This window comes from Lysobacterales bacterium, from assembly GCA_019634735.1.
Classification (GTDB): domain Bacteria; phylum Pseudomonadota; class Gammaproteobacteria; order Xanthomonadales; family UBA2363; genus Pseudofulvimonas.
Genome location: JAHCAT010000007.1, coordinates 97,417 through 114,903 on the forward strand (window position 1 = coordinate 97,417; position 17,487 = coordinate 114,903).

Sequence of the window (17,487 nt, forward strand, 5' to 3'; positions counted from 1 at the left end):
ACACGGCGCCAGGGATGTCTCAGGGGCGTGATGGCGGATCGGGCGAGCCCGGCCTGACCAGCAGGACCAGGCCGTCCAGGCCGGTGACCACGACCGTCTCGCCGGCCCGCACCGGGCCGCTGCTGCGGGCCTGCCAGTTCTCGCCGCGGATTCGTACGTGCCCGTGGCCGTCGAAATCGTTGCGGGCAATGGCGGCATGGCCGATCAACTCGTGCCTGCCGGTCACGACCGGCCGGCGCCGGGCGCGGATGGCCAGCCAGCCGATCGCCAGGAAAGCCAGACCGCTGACGCCGGCCACTGCACCGATCAGCCCGCGCGGCACGCCGAAACCGGGCACGTCGGTATCGAACAGCATCACCGAGCCGGCGACCAGGGCGACCACGCCGCCGATGCCCAGCGTGCCGAAGCTGGGCAGGAACAGCTCGGCGGTCATCAGCACCACGCCGAGCAGGATCAGGGCGATGCCGGCGTAGTTGACCGGCAGCACCTGCAACGCGTACAGGGCCAGCAGCAGGCTGATCGCACCGACCACGCCGGGCACCAGGGCGCCAGGGTTGTAGCCCTCGAAGACCAGGCCGTACAGGCCGATCAGCAGCAGGAAATAGGCGATCGACGGGTCGGTGATCACCGACAGCAGCCGGTTGCGCCAGTCGGGCGCCAGGGTCTCGACGACGGCGCCGGCCAGCGCCAGGGTGGTCTCGCGCTCGCCCAGCCGGACAGTCCTGCCGTCGGCCTGGCGCAGCAAGTCGTCGAGGTCGGTGGCGACGATCTCGATGACGCCGCGCTCCAGCGCCTCACGTGCAGTGAGTGTGGCGGCATCGCGCACGGCGGCCTCGGCGAAGGCGACGTCGCGGCCGCGCCGCTCGGCGATGCCGCGCAGGTACGCGACCGCATCGTTGGTGACCTTGCGCGACATCGCCGTGCCATCCTCCGCGTCGCCGTCCCCGTCGTCCTCCTTCCCGGCGCCCGGTGTCGGGCGGCGTGGCGACGGACCGCCCGGATCGCCGCCGCCGATCGCCACCGGTGAGGCCGCGCCCAGCGAGGTCGCCGGCGCCATCGCCGCCAGGTGGGTGGCGTAGAGGATGAAGGTGCCGGCGCTGGCGGCACGGGCGCCCTCCGGCGCGACATAGCCGATCACCGGCACCTGCGCCGCCAGCAGCGCCTGGTTGATGTCGCGGGTCGCGGCGTCCAGCCCGCCGGGCGTGTCGATGCGCAGGACCACTGCCGTGGCGCCATCGGCCTGGGCCCGGGCGATGCCGCGCCGGATGTGGTCGCTGGTTGCCGGCCCGATGCCGCCGGACACCTCGATCAGGTAGACGCGACCGGCCGAAGCCGGCTCCTGGGCCACCGTCAGGCCGGCCGCGAGCAGCAGTGCCAGCAGCGTCAGCAGCAGGGAGCGGGTGAACGCGTCCATGTCGCCATCCTTGCAGGCGGGGCGTGAAGCGGTCGTGCCAGGCCCCAGGACGGCCAGCATGGCCGGAGCCGCGTTGCATCGCAAGACATCGCCCTGGCGGGCTCCTGTCCGCAGTGGCTGCCGTTCTGCCGGCCTGTCCGGGCCAGATTGCCCCTCGACTCGCTTGGGAGTAGCGTGGAAGGCCATCCGGGCTTGGAGTGCTGGAGCCATGGCACAGTCGCAGCCTTCGCGCCGCCCGCGCGGACCTTACCGGGTGCTTGCCGCTTCCTTCGCCCTGACCGTCGCGGCGGCCGCCCAGGCGGCCAGCTATCGCGTCTACCCGCTGCCCATCGCCAGTCCCGATCATGGGCCCCGCGCACTGGTGACCGACCCCCACCATATCCAGGCTTCGCCCTTCGGGTGGCACGACACGAATGGTGTGCCCGGGGCGGAGTTCACCATCCTGCGCGGAAACAATGTCTGGGTGTACCTCGACCAGGACAACGACAACCTTCCCGACGGCCCGGGGCCGGACGGCGGGCCGGCGCTGGTCTTCGACTACCCGGCGGCACCGGGTGTGCTGCCGCCATTGAGCTACGCCGACGCCTTGGCGACCAACGCGTTCTACCTCGGCAACATGATCCACGACATCCTGTGGCAGCACGGGTTTCGCGAGGCGGACGGCAATTTCCAGGAGAATAACTACGGGAACGGCGGGCTCGGTGGCGACGCGATGCGCATCGAGATATTCAACGGCGGCGGAACCAACAATGCCAACAGCACCTCGACCGTCGACGGCGTTCCGCCGCGCATCCAGTTGTACGTCTGGACCATGACCAACCCCCATCGCGAGGGCAGCTTCGATGCCGGCGTGCTGGCCTGGGCCTACATGCAATCGGTGCAACGCCGTTTGGGTGGTCTGGCCTGCTTCGGCAACAGCGAGAACCCGACCTTCGGTTACAGCGACTTCGTAGGCACACTGATCACCAACGATTTCTCCGCCACCAACCCGGCGACCCCGCGTGGCGTGGGTACCTGGCTGATGGGGAGCCGATCACGGGACAGGGCGTCCGGAGCCATCCCTACTCGGTGGACATGACCATAAATCCGCTCACCTACGCCAACAGCACCAGCGCCTCGGCGCCGCACGGGGTCGGCACGATCTTCGGAACCATGCTGTGGGACCTTGCCTGGCGCCTGGTGCAGCGCGAGGGCGCCAGCGGCGATCTGCTGTATGGCGATGGCGGCGAGAACAGGATGCTGCGCCTGGTACTGCAGGCACTGAAACTGCAGCCCTGCAATGCCGGACTGGTCGATGCCCGAAACGCCCTGCTGGCGGCCGACCAGATGCTGTACGGCGGCGCCTACCAGTGCGACATCTGGCGGACCTTTGCACGGCGCGGCCTGGGCGCATCGGCCAATCAGGGTTCGGCGTCGATTCTCGCCGACAATGTCGCCGCGTTCGACGTCTACGGCCCGTGCGAACGGATCTTCGCCAATGGCTTCCAGTCGCCACAGCCGACCACTTCGCAGTTCTGTTCGACGATCGGCGCCATCGACCTGCCCGGCGGCCAGCCGGGAACGACATTCGGGCCGGCCTCGGCGTATCCCGTGCCGATCAACGTCCACGGCCTCGCCAATGCGCCGTCGGCGGTGCGGGTGCAGATGTTCGGACTGACCCACACCTTCCCTGACGATCTGGACCTGCTGCTGGTATCGCCGGACCACCGTAATCTGGTGATCCAGTCCGACGTCGGTGGCGGTACGGACGCCATCAACCTGTCCTACGTCATCGACGATGCCGCCCCGACGCTCCTGCCCGACGCTGGCCCGCTGACGGCAGGCTCGTTCCGGCCGAGCAACGTCGGGGCTGGCGACCCCTTTGCGGTGCCGGCACCTGTCGGGCCCCACAACAACGCGGCGCCGGCCGGCTCGGCGACGCTCGGCAGCGTGTTCGGCAGCAGCCAGCCCAACGGTTCCTGGCGGCTTTACATCGTCGACGATGCCGCCGGCGATGTCGGCACCCTGTCGGGCGTCTGCCTGGAGATCGATCACCTGCCCTGAGCCGCTGGGGGCTCCCCGGGCGTGGTCGCCAGGCCGGTCCTTCCGACCTTGCCAGCCGGCGGCGCATGAGCGCGAGGATGCGCACGAACCGGACCGGATGCTCGGCCCCGTAACCGCCGGTTCCGCCTCAGCTGCGCCGGAGCAGCCAGGCGCTGGTGTGCAGCTCGGTGACGCCTTCGGCCTGGAAGCCGGGCTCCCGGTGCAGGATGTCCCGCTGTTCCAGCAGTTCGATCCGCCAGTCGCGCGAGAACAGGGCGGCGACCTCGTCGGCGTCGACGCTGAAGGGCGGACCCTGCTTCTGGTGCGGCGGATACTCCAGCGTCACCAACAGCACCTGGCAGCGCCTTGGTAGTCGACCGTACAGGTCGGTTGCGTAGCGCCGGCGCAGGTCCGGCGGCAGGGCGATCAGGGCGGCGCGATCGTAGGCGGCATCGACGCCGGCCAGGTCGGCGTCGGCCAGATCGAAGATGTCCCCGGCCAGCAGGGTGACGCCGCCGGCGCTGCGGCGCAGGAACCGACCATGGCGGTCGATGCCGGGCACCAGGCCGTTCTCCTCGAAGAAGGCCGCGCAGGCGGCATCGGAGAGTTCCACGCCCAGCACCGGGTGGCCGCGGCCGGCCAACCAGCCCATGTCAAGGCTCTTGCCGGCCAGCGGCACCAGCACGGTGCTGCCGGGCGCCAGCGCCAGAGCCGGCCAGTGCGTCTCGAGCAGCGCGTTGACCTGCGCCTGGTGGAAGCCGATGCGGCCTTCCGACCAGCGCTGCAGCCAGAAGTCCGGATCCATGGCCGCATGGTAGCGGCTACCTGCCAGCGCCGGGACGCCAGGTGCCCCGGCCGGTCCGCGTCCGGTGCCCTCCGATGTCTCTGCGACCGGTTGGCCCCCGTGTTCGGCTCCGTGTGTTTCCCAGGAACGCAGGCCGCGCGATCGCGCGCAGGCGCCAACGACGGGAGAGAGTCCATGAATGTTCAGTCATTGCCGGCAGGGCTGGCCTTGCCCCTGGTGTTCGCGATGTCCGCCTGGGAAGGGTCCGCACTCGCCCAGACAGGCGCACCCTGGGCCCGCTTCGGCGCCGCCGAGGGCGGCGGCAGTTTCACGGCACTGACCAGCCGGCACACCGGTCCGATCGGCGCACTGGGCCTGACCTTCGACCGCCGCGGCCGGTTGCTGCTGCTGGCCGAATGGCGCACCACGTTCGCCGATCTGAGCTGCGCGCTGACCCGGTACACCCGCGACGCGCGCCTGCTGGACATGGACTTCACCGGCACGCTTGAGGGCACCCGGCGAATCGGCGGGCTGCCGATCACGCTCCGGCCGCAGCGCTGCTCATCGGTGGCGGCCGATGGCAGCCACCGGCCGCTGGTCTCGGGCACCGCCAGCACACAGACTGTGCCGACCGGCTTCCTGATCCGTCTGCGCGCAAGCGACGGCGACTACGACACCGGCTTTGCCGGCAACGGCCGGGTGGCCCTGAACGCGCTGGCGCCCTGGGCCAGCGTCGAAACCGGGCTGGCGCAGGTGCTGCCCCTGCCCGACGGCAAGGTCCTGGCCTGTGGCCATGTGGTGCGCGGCGGCGACAGCGACATGCTGATCCTGCGCCTGAACGCCAACGGCACGCTCGATGCCGGCTTCAACGGCACCGGCTACCGGGAAATCGACCAGGGCACCCAGTTCGGGGCGAGCCAGGACACCTGCCTGCGTATGGTGGTTCTGCCCGACAACCGCATCCTGGCGGTTGGTGCCGCCACCGGCGGCAACGGTCAGCCGGGGATCGGGCTGGCCATGCTCAATGGCAACGGCACGCTGTCCTCCGCCTTCAGCACGGACGGCAGGAGGGTGCTGGCATCGACCGGCCCGCTCGCCCAGCTCGAGGCCGCCGACCTGGCCTGGGATGCCGGGCGCAGCCGCGTCATCGTCGCCGGCCGGCAGGTGATGCCGGGTTCCAGCACCGGCCACGTCCTTGCCGTGACCGCGGCCGGCCAGCTCGACGCCGGGTTCGGCACCGGCGGACGGCGCAGCCTGCGCTTCTCCGATCTCGGCGCTGCCCGCGCCGCGGGCGATACGGAATTGCAGCGCGTCCTGCTCCGGGACGACGGCGGTTTCTACCTGGTCGGCACGCACACCAACGCGGCGGCCAATACGGCGGCCTGGGGCAGCCACGACATGGCGGTGGCCCGGCTGCGTGCCGACGGCAGCGACGACACCGGCATGACCGATGGCGCGGTGACCTGGGTGCACAACAGCCGCCATCGCCATGCCTGGGTGGGCAGCGACGGCTTTCCGCCCCGCGGGCGCATCGCCGACCACGCCCGCGACGCGGTCCTGCATCGCGGCCAGCTGGTGCTGCTGGGCGACAGCGAGCGCTACCCGGCCGGCACCTATCCCAACCCGGTCGGCAGCGTGCCGGCAGGGCCGCTGGCGCCCCTGGTCGCCGCACTCCACGCCGAAGGGCTGTTCCACGCCGACTACGAGTTCGACGGCCTTCCCGAGCCGGCCGCCGCGGTGCCGGCGACGCCGGTGCCGACCGGCTTCGGCCACTACTGCAGCGTCCGCCATCCGACCAGCGGCGGTTTCGGACTGCTGCCCCAGGGCGTCGGCAGCGATCCCTGCCAGCAGTTCCTGGCTCAGGACCCGACGCTGCGGGTCGAGCGCGCCGGCCTGTATGCCATCAACGGCACCAACCAGGTGATCGGGGTCTGCGACGGCGGTTTCGTGGCCATCTCCGTCGCGACCGGCGCCGCGCCCTTCGACCATGTCTTCGCCGACGCCGCCGGGCGCAGCAACTGCGTATTCACCGCCACCCCGAAGGCCCTGCCGGTCTGGTTCCGGCCCTACTCGGGCGCGCACACGGCCGGCTCGGCGCAGTCCTTCAACCATAACGTCTACCGGATCGGCATCGACGTCAGCGAGTTCGGGCAGACCCCGGTGCCCCATCATCCCCTGGCACACACCATCGACCTGCGCGGCCGCCAGCACTGCCAGGGCGGCCCCGACGATCCGCACATGAACGGCATCGACGAGGCGGCGGTCGACATCATCCTGCCGACCGATCGCGACATCCTGTCGGTCGCACCTGGCCGGGTCACCCAGGCCGTGCCGCGCTACGTGCTGATCTGGAGCCCGGTCGGCAACGATCCCTGGCAGCGCGAGGTGTTCATCCGCCATCAGGTCGGCAGCGGCCGCTACAGCGAACAGTTCACGAGCTACTACGCGCACCAGCTCGACACGCCCGTCCGCCACGGCCAGGCGGTGGTCGCCGGCACGGCGCTGGGACGTACCGGCAGCACTGGGGCATCCAGCGGCCCGCACCTGCACATCGCCGTATTCCGGCACCGCAACCTGACCTACCGGGGCAGCTACGAGCTCGACTATTCGCAGGCCGGCTTCATCCTCGACAAGGAGGTGGCGGCCTTCGACCCTTGGGGCTGGCACGCACCGCAGGGCGCCGATCCATGGGGCTGGCGCTTCCGCGGCTTCGGCGACGCCGGCACCTTCAGCGCCGAGATGTGGCGTGCGGGCGAGGCGCCGACGATGGACTGAGGGCCTCCTTGCCAGCGGCTTTGCGCCCGAAAACTTCGTGGGCAACCCCGTCGGGAGCAGGCAAGTATCGGATGCCGCGAGAAAAAAAGTTAAGGGCAGCTTGCCGGAATGCAATCGGCATGGTGCGCGTCGGGGGCGGTCCGGATGCTGGCCGCCCCTTCGACGGAGCAGCCCATGAACCTCGCATCTCCCCGCCTCCTTGCCCCCCTGCTTGCCGTGGCGCTGGTCGCGCTGGCGCCCGCCCCTGCCGTGGCGGCGATGTTCTGCGTCGGCACCGGCGTCCAGTTCCAGAACGCGCTGTCCACGGCCGAGACCAACGGCGTCGACGACGAGATCCGGATCCGCACCGGCACCCTGATACGTGACACGCCAATGGCGAGTGGCTTCATTTATCTCTACTCGAGCAATCTCACCCAGGACCTGGACATCAGCGGCGGCTGGAACGCCACCTGCACGCAGCAGACCCACGACCCCAGGCTGACCGTGCTGAGCGGCGCCGGCCTGGGCCAGGTGCTGGGCCTCGGGCACTACGGTGCCGGTGGCGCGGGCACGATCCGGCTGCGCAACCTGAGCCTGCGCAATGGCAGGGGCACCAGCTCCGGATTCGGGATCGGCCTGCAGGTGACCGCCTGGGAGGGCGCCAATGGCGCCGCCGAGCTCGAGCACCTGCTGATCCAGCTCAACGACAACCACGCGCCGGTCATCGCCGGCAGTGCGCTGCGCCTGATGGATGCCACTGGCGGCCGCCTCGACGCGACCGTGCGCAACGTCCAGATCGACGGCAACCGCAACCGCGGCGTGGTCGTCGACAGCGCCAATGCCCTCAGCGTGTACCGGATCACCCAGTCCACGGTGACCGCCAACCTCGTCATCGGCCCGGGGTTCGCGGCGGTGGAGGCGTACGGGCCGGGCTTCCTGTGGGTGGCCAACAATGTGTTCGCCGGCAACGGGGTGGCCACCGACTTTGCGGTCGGCAGCACCCCCAGCCACCTGCGCAACAACCACATCGGCGGCCTCAGCGGCTCCCCGGGTAGCAACCAGGGCATGACCAGTGGCGACCCGCGGCTGGTTGCGGACGGGGTCTGGTGGCGGCCGGGCGTTGGCTCGCCGCTGCGCGACACCGGCATTGCGGCGCCCAACGGTGGCACCGGCACCCTGGACATCGCCGGCAACCCGCGCGTGCGCGGTCCGGCGGTCGACCGCGGCGCCTACGAGGCGGCGCCGGATCTCGACACGATCTGGCGCAACGGCTTCCAGGGCAACTGACGACCCCGATAAGGAGGGCAGGATTGCGCCGGCGGTACCGACTGGAACCGGCGCAAGGTCAGGCGCCCGGTCTCACAGGCTCTCGACCCGGTCGACCCGCTGGAAGCCGCGCGGCAGCACGCGGCCGCGCTGGGCGCGCTCGCCGCGGTAGTGGTCGAGGTCGGCGGGCTTGAAGCGCAGGTAGCGGTTGCCGGCCCAGACGATCAGCTCGCGGCCGGCGCCGACCACGGCGATGCCGGCGACCTGTTCGCCGCCGGTCGCGGCCTTCTTGGGGATGTCGACCAGCTTGTTGCCCTTGCCCTTGTCGAGTTCGGGCAGCTCGGCGACCGCGAACACCAGCAGGTGGCCGGCGTTGGTGGCCACGCACAGCAGGTCCGCATCGGCATCGAGCACGGTGGCCGGGGCCAGCACCTGGGCGCCGGCCGGTACGCTGATGACCTGCTTGCCGGCCTTGTTGCGGCCGAGCAGATTGGCCAGGGCGGTGACGAAGCCGTGGCCGGCACTGGTGGCCAGCACCAGGCGCTGCTCGTCGGGACCGGTGGCCAGTCCGCAGAATCGGGCGCCCGCCGGTGGCGAGAAGCGGCCGGTGAGCGGCTCGCCGTTGCCGCGCGCCGAGGGCAGCGAGTGCACTGTCGCGGCATAGCTGCGGCCGGTGGAGTCAAGGAAGGCGACCTGCTGGTTGCTGCGTCCGGGCACCGCCGCCAGCAGGTGGTCACCCTCGCGGTAGCTCAGGTTGGCCGCGTCGACGTCATGTCCCTTGGCGGCGCGGATCCAGCCCTTTTCCGACAGCACCACGGTGACCGGTTCCGACGGTGCCAGCTCGGCCAGCGACAGTGCCTGGGCGGCGCCGCGTTCGACCAGCGGCGAGCGCCGGGGATCGCCGTGTTCCTCGGCGTCCTGGGCCAGTTCGTCTTTGATCAGCTTGCGCAGCTTCGAGGCGCTGCCCAGGATGCCCTCGATGCGCTTGCGCTCGCGTTCGAGTTCGTCCTGCTCGCCGCGGATCTTCATCTCCTCCAGGCGCGCCAGGTGGCGCAGCTTGGTCTCCAGGATCGCCTCGGCCTGGTCGTCGCTCAGGTCGAAGCGCGCCATCAGCACCGGCTTGGGCTTGTCCTCGGTGCGGATGATGCGGATCACCTCGTCGAGGTTGAGGTAGGCGATCAGCAGGCCGGCCAGCAGGTGCAGGCGCCGGCTGACCCGGTCCAGGCGGTGCTGCAGGCGGCGGCGCACGGTGTCGGTGCGGAACGCCAGCCATTCGGTCAGCAGGGCGCGCAGGTCCTTGACCTGCGGTCGGCCATCCAGGCCGATGACGTTGAAGTTGACCCGGAAGCTCTTCTCCAGGTCGGTGGTCGCGAACAGGTGGTTCATCAGCTCGTCGGCGTCGACCCGGTTGCTGCGCGGGATCAGCACCAGGCGGACCGGATTCTCGTGGTCGGACTCGTCGCGGACGTCCTCCAGCAGGGGCAGCTTCTTGGCGCGCATCTGCTGGGCGATCTGCTCGATGACCTTGGCCGGGCTGACCTGGTGGGGCAGGGCGGTCAGCACGATGTTGCCGTTCTCGCGGATGTAGACGGCGCGTGCGCGCACGCTGCCGCTGCCGGTTTCGTACATGCGGACCAGCTCGGCGGGTGGCGTGATGATCTCCGCCTCGGTCGGGAAGTCCGGGCCGGGGATGTGGTCGCACAGGTCGCGGACACTGGCCTGCGGGTCGTCGAGCAGACGGATGCAGGCGCTGGCGACCTCGCGCAGGTTGTGCGGCGGGATGTCGGTGGCCATGCCGACGGCGATGCCGGTGACGCCGTTGAGCAGCACGCCGGGCACCCGTGCCGGCAGGAACTTCGGCTCCTCGAGGGTGCCGTCGAAGTTGGGCTGCCAGTCGACCGTGCCCTGGCCCAGTTCCTGGATCAGCAGCTCGGTGAACGGCGTCAGGCGCGCCTCGGTGTAGCGCATCGCCGCGAACGACTTGGGGTCGTCGGGCGATCCGAAATTGCCCTGGCCGTCGACCAGCGGATAGCGGTAGGAGAACGGCTGCGCCATCAGCACCAGCGCCTCGTAGCAGGCCGAGTCGCCGTGCGGATGGAATTTTCCGATCACGTCGCCGACCGTGCGTGCCGCCTTCTTGGGCTTGGCGCCGGCCGACAGGCCGAGCTCGCTCATCGCGTAGAGGATGCGCCGCTGCACCGGCTTCAGCCCGTCGCCGACGAACGGCAGGGCACGGTCGAGCACCACGTACATGGAGTAGTCCAGGTAGGCGTTCTCGGCGTAGCGGCGCAGCGGGACGGGCTCGAAGCCCGGCATCTGGTCGGTCATGGGGCGGGTGCGGGGAGGCGGGAACGGGTCGCGATTGTGCCGCATCGCCCGCGCCGCTGCCGACCCGCGCGGCGCCGGACGGCCTCGCGGGAGGGACGCATCGCCCGCGTTGCGGCGGCGAGGCTGCGGCGTTGCCGGCGGCAGCGGGCGCCGGCCTGCGCCGGGCGCCGGTCAGCGCGGATCGCCGGCCGCGACGAAGGCGGCCCAGTAGTAAGGGTGCGCCGGCAGGCCGGCAGCGCGCCGCGCGGCGATCGCGCTGCGCTGGGCGCTGGCCACGGCCGCGACGGTGTCCAGACCGTCGACCAGGCGGGCCCGGTACAGGGCCGCCATCCAGTCGGCGCTGGCGGCGTCCTGCACCGGCCACAGGCTCATCACCACGGTCGCCGCGCCGGCGATCCGGAACGCCCGGCGCAGGCCGAACACGCCTTCGCCGGCCTGCTCCTCCCCCAGGCCGGTCTCGCAGGCCGACAGCACCGCCCAGCCGGTGCCGGCGAGGTCGAGGGCGGCGACCTCGTCAGCGCTGAGCAGGTCGGGGCGGCCATCGCCGCGCGCCGCCAGCACCAGGGCCGGCAGGGGCGCGCCGGGGTCGGCGCCGGCCAGCGCCACCGCGCGCTGGTCGGGCCGGCACTCGGGCGCGAACGCCAGGGCATGGGTGGCGAAGTGCAGGATGCCGCCGCCCGGCAGGGCGGCGCTGACCTCGGCCTTGCCGGCGTCTTCGCCCTGCAGACGTTCCATTGCCCGTCCGGCCGGCCACAGCGCGGCGATCGCATCCAGTTCCCGGCCGGCATGCGGCAGCGGCGGAAAGCCGTCCTGACAGCCGGCGCTGCGCCGGGCATCGGCGGCACTGCCGTCCGGGCTGCCGACCAGGACCAGGCGCGACGGCGGGCGGGCAGGCGACTGCGCCGGCAAGAGCAGGTCCTGCTCGTGTTCGAGCAGGTGCACCTGCCAGCCGGCCTCGACCAGGTAGTCGCCCTCCGGCGCCGGCAGTGCGGCAAAGGCGACCCGCGCCAGCGCCCCATCGGCGACCAGGAACAGGCGCCGCGTCGAGGCCGGCAGCGACAGGGGATCGAGCACGGCCTGGCGCAGGCGCGCGCCCTGGGCACGCACCCGGTCCTCGTTGACATTCGGATCACGCAACGCGCGATGCCAGCCGCGCGCCAAGGCCTCGATCGGCGCCGCCTGCCCCAGGTCGACCAGGCGTGGCGGCGCATCCGGCGTCAGCACGAAGGCGACCCGCCGCGCAAAGCGTTCCGGACGCAGCGTGCGGTCGAAGGCCTCCGGACGGCCACTGCGCAGCAGCACCTGGACGACCAGCGCGGCATCGGCCGGCAGCGCCTGCGCCAGCGCCTGAACCGTGGTCGTGCGCTGGGCGCGGGCCCGGGCCAGGCCGTCGAGCCGGCGCGCCAGCACGCGCTCGGCGCGGTCGGCGGCCTGGCGGTGGCGCAGCAGGCTGTCCACGTCGCCGCCGTCGACGGCCGCCAGGGCGGCATCGGCCAGCACCTGGTTGGCCTGCAGCCAGTCCTGCCAGGGCCCGGCCAGTTCCGCGTCGTCGGCGGCTCGTGCCGCCGCCCGACGCAGCGCCGTGGTGGCGGTGACCTCGCCGCGGGCGGCCATCAGGCGCGACCAGGCCAGGTCGACGCGTTCGGCGGTCGGCGCCTGGGCGGCCAGCGCCACCAGCCATTCCCAGTCGGGCTGCAGATACCCCTTGAGGGCCAGTGCCTGGCGGTCGGAGATGACGGCGGCAAGGCCGGCGACCATGGCCTGGCGACGGTCCTCGTTGGCCAGCGCGCCGGCGAAGGCGGCGTCCAGGTCGCCGGCGGCCCACTGCGCGGCGACCTGGCCGGCGCGGGCGAACTGTGCGGCGATGCTGCGCTCGCCCAGGGCGGCTGCGATCGCCGGCACCAGGGCATCGAACGCGGCCCGCGCCTCGCCGGCGCGGCCCTGCCACAGGGCGATGGTGGCCTGCCCAGCGACCGGGAACCAGCGCTCGGGCGTGCCCTGGTCCGCGTACAGGTCCAGCGCCCGGCGATACTGGGCACCCGCTTCGTCGAGGCGTTCGAGGGCCTTCAGCGCGTTGCCGAGGTTGTTGGCCAGCTTGGCGTGCACCGGGTTTCCGGCCGGGACCGAGGCTTCGAAATCCGCGGCCGCTTCCGCGAACACTGGCTCGGCGTCCTGCGGCCGGCCGCTGTCGAGCAGGGCGGTGGCCATGAGGAAACGCACCAGGCCCTGGTCGTACCGGCGCGGCACCGCCAGGGCCTGCTCGTCGGCCAGGACCTGTCGCGCCACCTCGACGGCGTGGGCGTTGTCGCCGGCCATCGCCAGGGTGACCGCGAAGGCGTACCGCGCGTCGGCGCGCCGCTCCGGGGCGCCGTCGCCTTCGATCAGCGCGAGGCTGGCGGCCATGCGCTGTTCGGCCAGGTCGAACCTGCCCGTGATGCCGGCCAGATGGGCCAGCGTGGCCAGCATCGCCTGCCGTTCGGCGGCCAGCCCGGGCGTCTGGCCGGCCTCGGCCAGGCCCTGTTCAAGGACCGCCTCGGCCTCGGCGGGGTTGCCGGCGCGATGCAGGGCCGAGCCGAGCAGGTAGCTGGCGCGGACGCGCACGGCGAGGTCTTCTGCGCGGTTCGCCGGAGTCTGCGCCAGCAGTGCCCGGGCCGCCGGGATGGCCTCCTCGTGGCGTCCCTCGGAGATCAGTTGCTCGATGGCCGTCGCGGCAGCGGCGGCGCGATCGCCCTCGCCCTCCCCGGGGCTTGCCCACGCAACCGCGGCGAGCAGCAGCGCGAAGGGCAGGGCGCGCCGGCCGATGCGGGGCGGACGCCGGGACAGCCACCTGGAGATTGCGCGCAGCACCATCGCCCATCGCCTTGCCGGAAAGACCGGGCGGCTGCCTGCCGGGCCCGTACCGGTCCGCGCAGCGGAACCGGCCGGGTCGGCGGCGTCGCCGCACGGTCGCCCGATGATAGCCGGGCACGCCGGGTGCGATGTCTGGGCGCGGCGGCGCAGTCCGTCGCGGCGGCGACGGATCGTCGGCCGGTCGGCGACGGGGTGCGGCTCAGTCCGCGCCCTCGGGCGCCCAATCCCGATGGCGAAGGCGCAGCCGCACGAGATGCACGCGGCCGTCCGCACGGGCGATCCGCTCCAGGCGGTCAAGGCCACCCGCGGGCTCGGCAGTGGCCCCCGCGTGGCGAAGGCGGCTGGCGCCCCGCTCGGCGCCCTCGGCCCCGGCCGTCGCCGGCGCCAGTTCGGCCAGCGCCTGTGCCAGTCCCGGCAGCGGCGACCGCGAGGCGACCACCAGGAACACCTCGTGTTCGGCGTCGCTGGCGACCTCCCAGGCCAGCGGCCGGCCGGCAGTCGTGCCGGGCAGCTCGTGGCTACCGGCCGGCAGGGGATTGCCGAGGTCCAGTCCGGGAAGCGGGAACAGCACGGCCAGCGCGCCGGCGCTGTCCTCGTTGATCACGTAGACGTGGCTGCCTGCGTCGCTGGCCAGGCGCAGGCGCAAGGCATCGCCCAGACCGACCTCGGCGTCGTTGCCGAGGACGCGCCCGCTGTCGACATCGACGAACTCGGCCAGGCCCTGCCAGGTGGGCGCCGGCGCGCGCCACCAGGCGAGCGCCGCGACCAGCAGGACCACGGCCGCCGTGGACGCCGCCAGCCAGGCGCGCCGCGGGCGCGTCGGCGACGGCGCCTCCCGGTCGGGCAGCAGGTCGAGCAGCACGCGTGCGAAACCGGCGGCGCTGGCCGGCCGGTCCGCCGGCGTCGCCAGGCGGAGCCGGTCCAGGGCAGCGCACGCCGCGGCCGGCAGGTCCGGACGCAGGTCGGCCAGGGCGGTGCCCGGCTCGGGGAACCGTCCGGCCAGCAGCAGGTGCAGCAGCACCGCCAGGGCATGCAGGTCGTCGGCGGCGGTCGGCGGCGCACCGGCCTGGCGAGCCGGCGACAGGTAGGCGCGGGTGCCGGACTGCAGCAGCCGCGCCGCGAGGTCCTCGCGGCGGCCGCTGGCGCCGAAGTCCATCAGCACGATGCGGCCGCCGCGTTCGCGCATGACGTTCTCGGCCTTGATGTCGCCATGCACCAGTCCGGCGCCATGCACCTGCGCCAGCGTCCGGCACAGGTCCAGGCCGATGTGCAGCACTTCGGTCAGCGCCATCGGGCCATCGGCCTCCAGGCGCGCCGACAGCGGCGCGCCATCGATCAGTTCGCTCCACAGGCCGGCCCGGCCGTCGTGCACGGCCGCCCCGTAGACCGCCAGCACGTTGCCGTGGCGGATGCCGGCCAGCTGCCGGGCTTCCGCCAGCAGCTGGTGGTTGGCGGGATCGCTGGCCGGATCGCGGCTGGCGCGCAGCTTGAGCGCAACCTCGCGCTGCAGGACCGGGTCCCAGGCGGCGAACACCTCGCCGGTCAGCCCGGCGCCGAGCCGGCCGGTGACCTCCAGGTGGCCCCAGCGGAACAACACCGGCCGCGCCGGGCGCGGCGGCGGGCTGCCGGTGGCCCGGAAAGCGCGCGCGACGTCGTCGAGCAGGCGCAGGCTGGCCAGTTCCGGATCGTCGGGCCCCAGCGCCCGCTCGGCGGGACGCCAGTCGACCGGGCGTTCGTCGGCGATCGATTCGGCGATGCGGCGGGTCGGTTCGCGCTCAGCCATGGCCGATCTCCGTAGCCATGCGCTGCAGGGCGCGGGTGACAGTCATGCGCACGGCATCGGGCGAGCCGCCGATCTCGGCGGCGATCTCCGGGTAGGACAGGCCGAACTCGATGCGCAGAACGACCAGCTCCTGCTGGCGCCGGTCCAGCCGGGCGAGCGCCTTCTCGTATGCGGCCAGGCGTTCCTGGCTGACCAGTTGCTCGACCACCGACTGGCCGGGATCGGCCAGCTCCATGTCGTCGACCGGCAGGTGGGCACCGCCATGCCGGCGCTGGCTGCGCAGCTCGCGGCGCACCTCGTTGAGCAGGATCTGCCGCAGGTAGGCGAGGAACGCGCCGCTGCCGCTGGCCTGGAAGTCGTCCAGGTGGCGCAGCGCTCGCAGCAGGGTGGTCTGCACCAGGTCCTCGGTGTCGCTGGCACTGCGCGCATGGTGCGGCAGGCGGCCGTGCGCCCAACGCAGCAGCAGGGGCAGGCAGCGGTCGTACAGCGCCTGGCGCGCCCGGCCGTCGCCGGCGCGGATCCGGTGCAGCAGCAGTTCGGTGGCTTCCCCCTGCATGGACCTGTCTGGCGGGTTGGCGGTCGCTGATTCTAGCCCGGAGATTTCATGAGGACGCCTGAACACGCCGTCGAGATCGCGTCGTGGTGCGGGTTGCGGACGGTTCGACAGCGAAGGCCTGCCTGACGCTACGTCGAACCGGCCAACGGGCGCGGACCGCGCAACGGCGCGAAGCTCGGCGGCCGGGGTGGCGGCGTCAGGAAATGTCCGGGCCGGGGCGGCCGGAAAACCGGCGGCCGGCAGGGCGGCCGGAAGGGCGGGAAGGCTCAGCATCGCGGATTCCGTGGCGGTGTCTGCTCCCATCAAACCCGGGCGGCCCCGGAACCGAACACCGGTCGTGAGGCGTTCGGTTCCGGTCCTGCCGGGATTCCTGTCTTGCAAGCATCGAGGAGCAGGAAGGATGTCCAGGGCGACACGGATGACCGGCGGGTGCGCGGCGCTCGCCCTGCTGCTGGCGGGGGTGGCCGTTAGTGCGCAGGCGCAGTTCCTGCAGCGGCTGACCTCGGGGGTGTTCGCCTTCGAGGAGGCCGGCTACGGGGTCGCGGTGGCGGGCAGCGGCGACCGGGTTGCGGTGTCCGAACTGCTGGGTCTGTCCGGCGGCGCGCCCCCGGTGGCCGGGGGCGCGGTCGAGGTATGGCGTCGCGAGGGCGCGCACCTGCTGCGCGAGCAGCGCCTGCTGTCGCCGCTGCCCGGCCAGGGCCACCTGTTCGGCATCGGCCTGGCCATGGCCGGCGAGCGACTGGCGGTGGTCGAGCGTGGGCCACCCGGCAACACCGGCCAGGTGCATGTGTTCGAACGCAGCGGGACCGACTGGCAGCACGTCGCCGAGGTTCTTCCCGCCCTGCCCCCCGCGGGTGCCGGGGTCGCCTCGGTGGCTCTGCATGGCGACTGGCTGCTGCTCGGGCTGAGCGCCGGCGGTGGCGCAGGTGCCCCTCCTGGCCAGGTGCAGGCCTGGCAGCGCGTGGCAGGGGCCTGGACCTTGCGTCAGGTGCTGGTGCCGTTGGACAGCAGCGACGGCGACGGCTTCGGCCTGCGCGTGGCGCTTGCGCCGGGGGAGGGCGCCGGCGCGCCCTTGCGGCTGGTGGCCGGTGCGCCGTTCCGCTTCGGCGCGCGCGGCGCCGCCTACGTGTTCGCGCTGGCAGGCGATGCGTGGCAGCAGGAGCAGCGCCTGCTGCTATCGGTGCCGGCCGCGAACGACCGCCTGGGCGTGGCAGTGGCGATCCGCGGCGACACCGTGGCCGCCGGCGCAGACGGCGACGAATTCGGCACCGCCCATGGCGGTCGCGTCGGGGTGTGGCGGCGCACCGGATCCGGCGATTTTCCCTGGCAGCCGGCGGGCGAGTTCGGCGGCGCCGAGACGGCCGCCTTCGACCGTTTCGGCGGCGCGCTGGCGCTGGCCACTCCGCGCGATCTGGTGATCGGCATCCCCGGGCGCGACCTGGTGCCGCCGGTCGGTCCGGTGCTGGTCGATGCTGGCGCCGCCCAGCGCCGGGCCTTGCGCGTGCGCGGCGGTTCCTGCGCGACGCCCTGGAGCCTCCAGATCGCCGGGCTGGCCAATCCCGGTGCACTTGCCCAGGCGCAGGCCCGGTTCGGCTTCGCCGTGGCTGCCGACCGCCTGGTCGCGATCGGCGCGCCGAACGGCAATGTCCCGGGCGTCGGTCGCGCCGGCTTCGTCGACGTCTCCGTACAGGACCGCCTGCTCGACCACGATTTCGACTGTCCCTGAGGGG

11 protein-coding genes are annotated in these 17,487 nt (G+C 72.6%); 5 read left to right on the plus strand and 6 right to left on the minus strand.

The window, feature by feature from the left end; all coding sequences use genetic code 11:
• Positions 1-19 precede the first annotated feature (19 nt).
• Positions 20-1,414 carry a nodulation protein NfeD gene (locus KF823_08375; GenBank protein ID MBX3725919.1) on the minus strand — a complete coding sequence of 465 codons (1,395 nt, stop codon included), beginning with the start codon at positions 1,412-1,414 and terminating at the stop codon, positions 20-22.
• Between the two features lie 208 nt (positions 1,415-1,622).
• Between KF823_08375 and KF823_08380 the strand changes: the two genes are divergently transcribed.
• Both KF823_08380 and KF823_08385 read left to right on the plus strand, forming a co-directional pair.
• Positions 1,623-2,492 carry a M36 family metallopeptidase gene (locus tag KF823_08380; protein ID MBX3725920.1) on the plus strand — a complete coding sequence of 290 codons (870 nt, stop codon included), beginning with the start codon at positions 1,623-1,625 and terminating at the stop codon, positions 2,490-2,492.
• On the plus strand, positions 2,489-3,457 hold the full coding sequence (locus KF823_08385; protein ID MBX3725921.1) for a M36 family metallopeptidase: 969 nt from the start codon (positions 2,489-2,491) through the stop codon (positions 3,455-3,457). Before KF823_08380 ends, KF823_08385 begins: the two co-directional genes overlap by 4 nt.
• Positions 3,458-3,584: 127 nt before the next feature.
• Here KF823_08385 and KF823_08390 read toward each other — a convergent pair whose 3' ends face one another.
• Positions 3,585-4,241: a thiopurine S-methyltransferase gene (locus KF823_08390; GenBank protein MBX3725922.1), complete on the minus strand. Its 657-nt coding sequence runs from the start codon at positions 4,239-4,241 to the stop codon at positions 3,585-3,587.
• A 174-nt stretch (positions 4,242-4,415) separates the two neighbouring features.
• Here KF823_08390 and KF823_08395 point away from each other — a divergent pair, with 174 nt between their 5' ends.
• Together KF823_08395 and KF823_08400 are read left to right on the plus strand one after the other, a co-directional pair.
• Complete coding sequence (locus tag KF823_08395) at positions 4,416-6,995, plus strand: peptidoglycan DD-metalloendopeptidase family protein (protein ID MBX3725923.1); 2,580 nt, start codon at positions 4,416-4,418, stop codon at positions 6,993-6,995.
• Positions 6,996-7,169: 174 nt separating this feature from the next.
• The gene (locus KF823_08400) at positions 7,170-8,261 is read left to right on the plus strand and encodes a hypothetical protein (GenBank protein ID MBX3725924.1); all 1,092 of its coding nucleotides are present in this window, start codon (positions 7,170-7,172) and stop codon (positions 8,259-8,261) included.
• A gap of 72 nt (positions 8,262-8,333) precedes the next feature.
• Here KF823_08400 and parC read toward each other — a convergent pair whose 3' ends face one another.
• The 4 genes from parC to KF823_08420 form a co-directional block, all read right to left on the minus strand.
• Positions 8,334-10,568 carry a DNA topoisomerase IV subunit A gene (parC, locus tag KF823_08405; GenBank protein MBX3725925.1) on the minus strand — a complete coding sequence of 745 codons (2,235 nt, stop codon included), beginning with the start codon at positions 10,566-10,568 and terminating at the stop codon, positions 8,334-8,336.
• Positions 10,569-10,739: 171 nt separating this feature from the next.
• Positions 10,740-13,418, minus strand: coding sequence for a CHAT domain-containing protein (locus tag KF823_08410; GenBank protein MBX3725926.1), 2,679 nt, complete (start codon positions 13,416-13,418; stop codon positions 10,740-10,742).
• A gap of 199 nt (positions 13,419-13,617) precedes the next feature.
• Positions 13,618-15,201, minus strand: coding sequence for a protein kinase (locus KF823_08415; protein MBX3725927.1), 1,584 nt, complete (start codon positions 15,199-15,201; stop codon positions 13,618-13,620).
• On the minus strand, positions 15,194-15,757 hold the full coding sequence (locus KF823_08420; GenBank protein MBX3725928.1) for a sigma-70 family RNA polymerase sigma factor: 564 nt from the start codon (positions 15,755-15,757) through the stop codon (positions 15,194-15,196). The genes KF823_08415 and KF823_08420 overlap by 8 nt, the downstream gene beginning before the upstream one ends.
• A 400-nt stretch (positions 15,758-16,157) precedes the next feature.
• On the opposite strand from KF823_08420, the gene KF823_08425 reads away from it, so the two are divergent.
• Positions 16,158-17,483 carry an FG-GAP repeat protein gene (locus KF823_08425; GenBank protein ID MBX3725929.1) on the plus strand — a complete coding sequence of 442 codons (1,326 nt, stop codon included), beginning with the start codon at positions 16,158-16,160 and terminating at the stop codon, positions 17,481-17,483.
• Positions 17,484-17,487 lie beyond the last annotated feature (4 nt).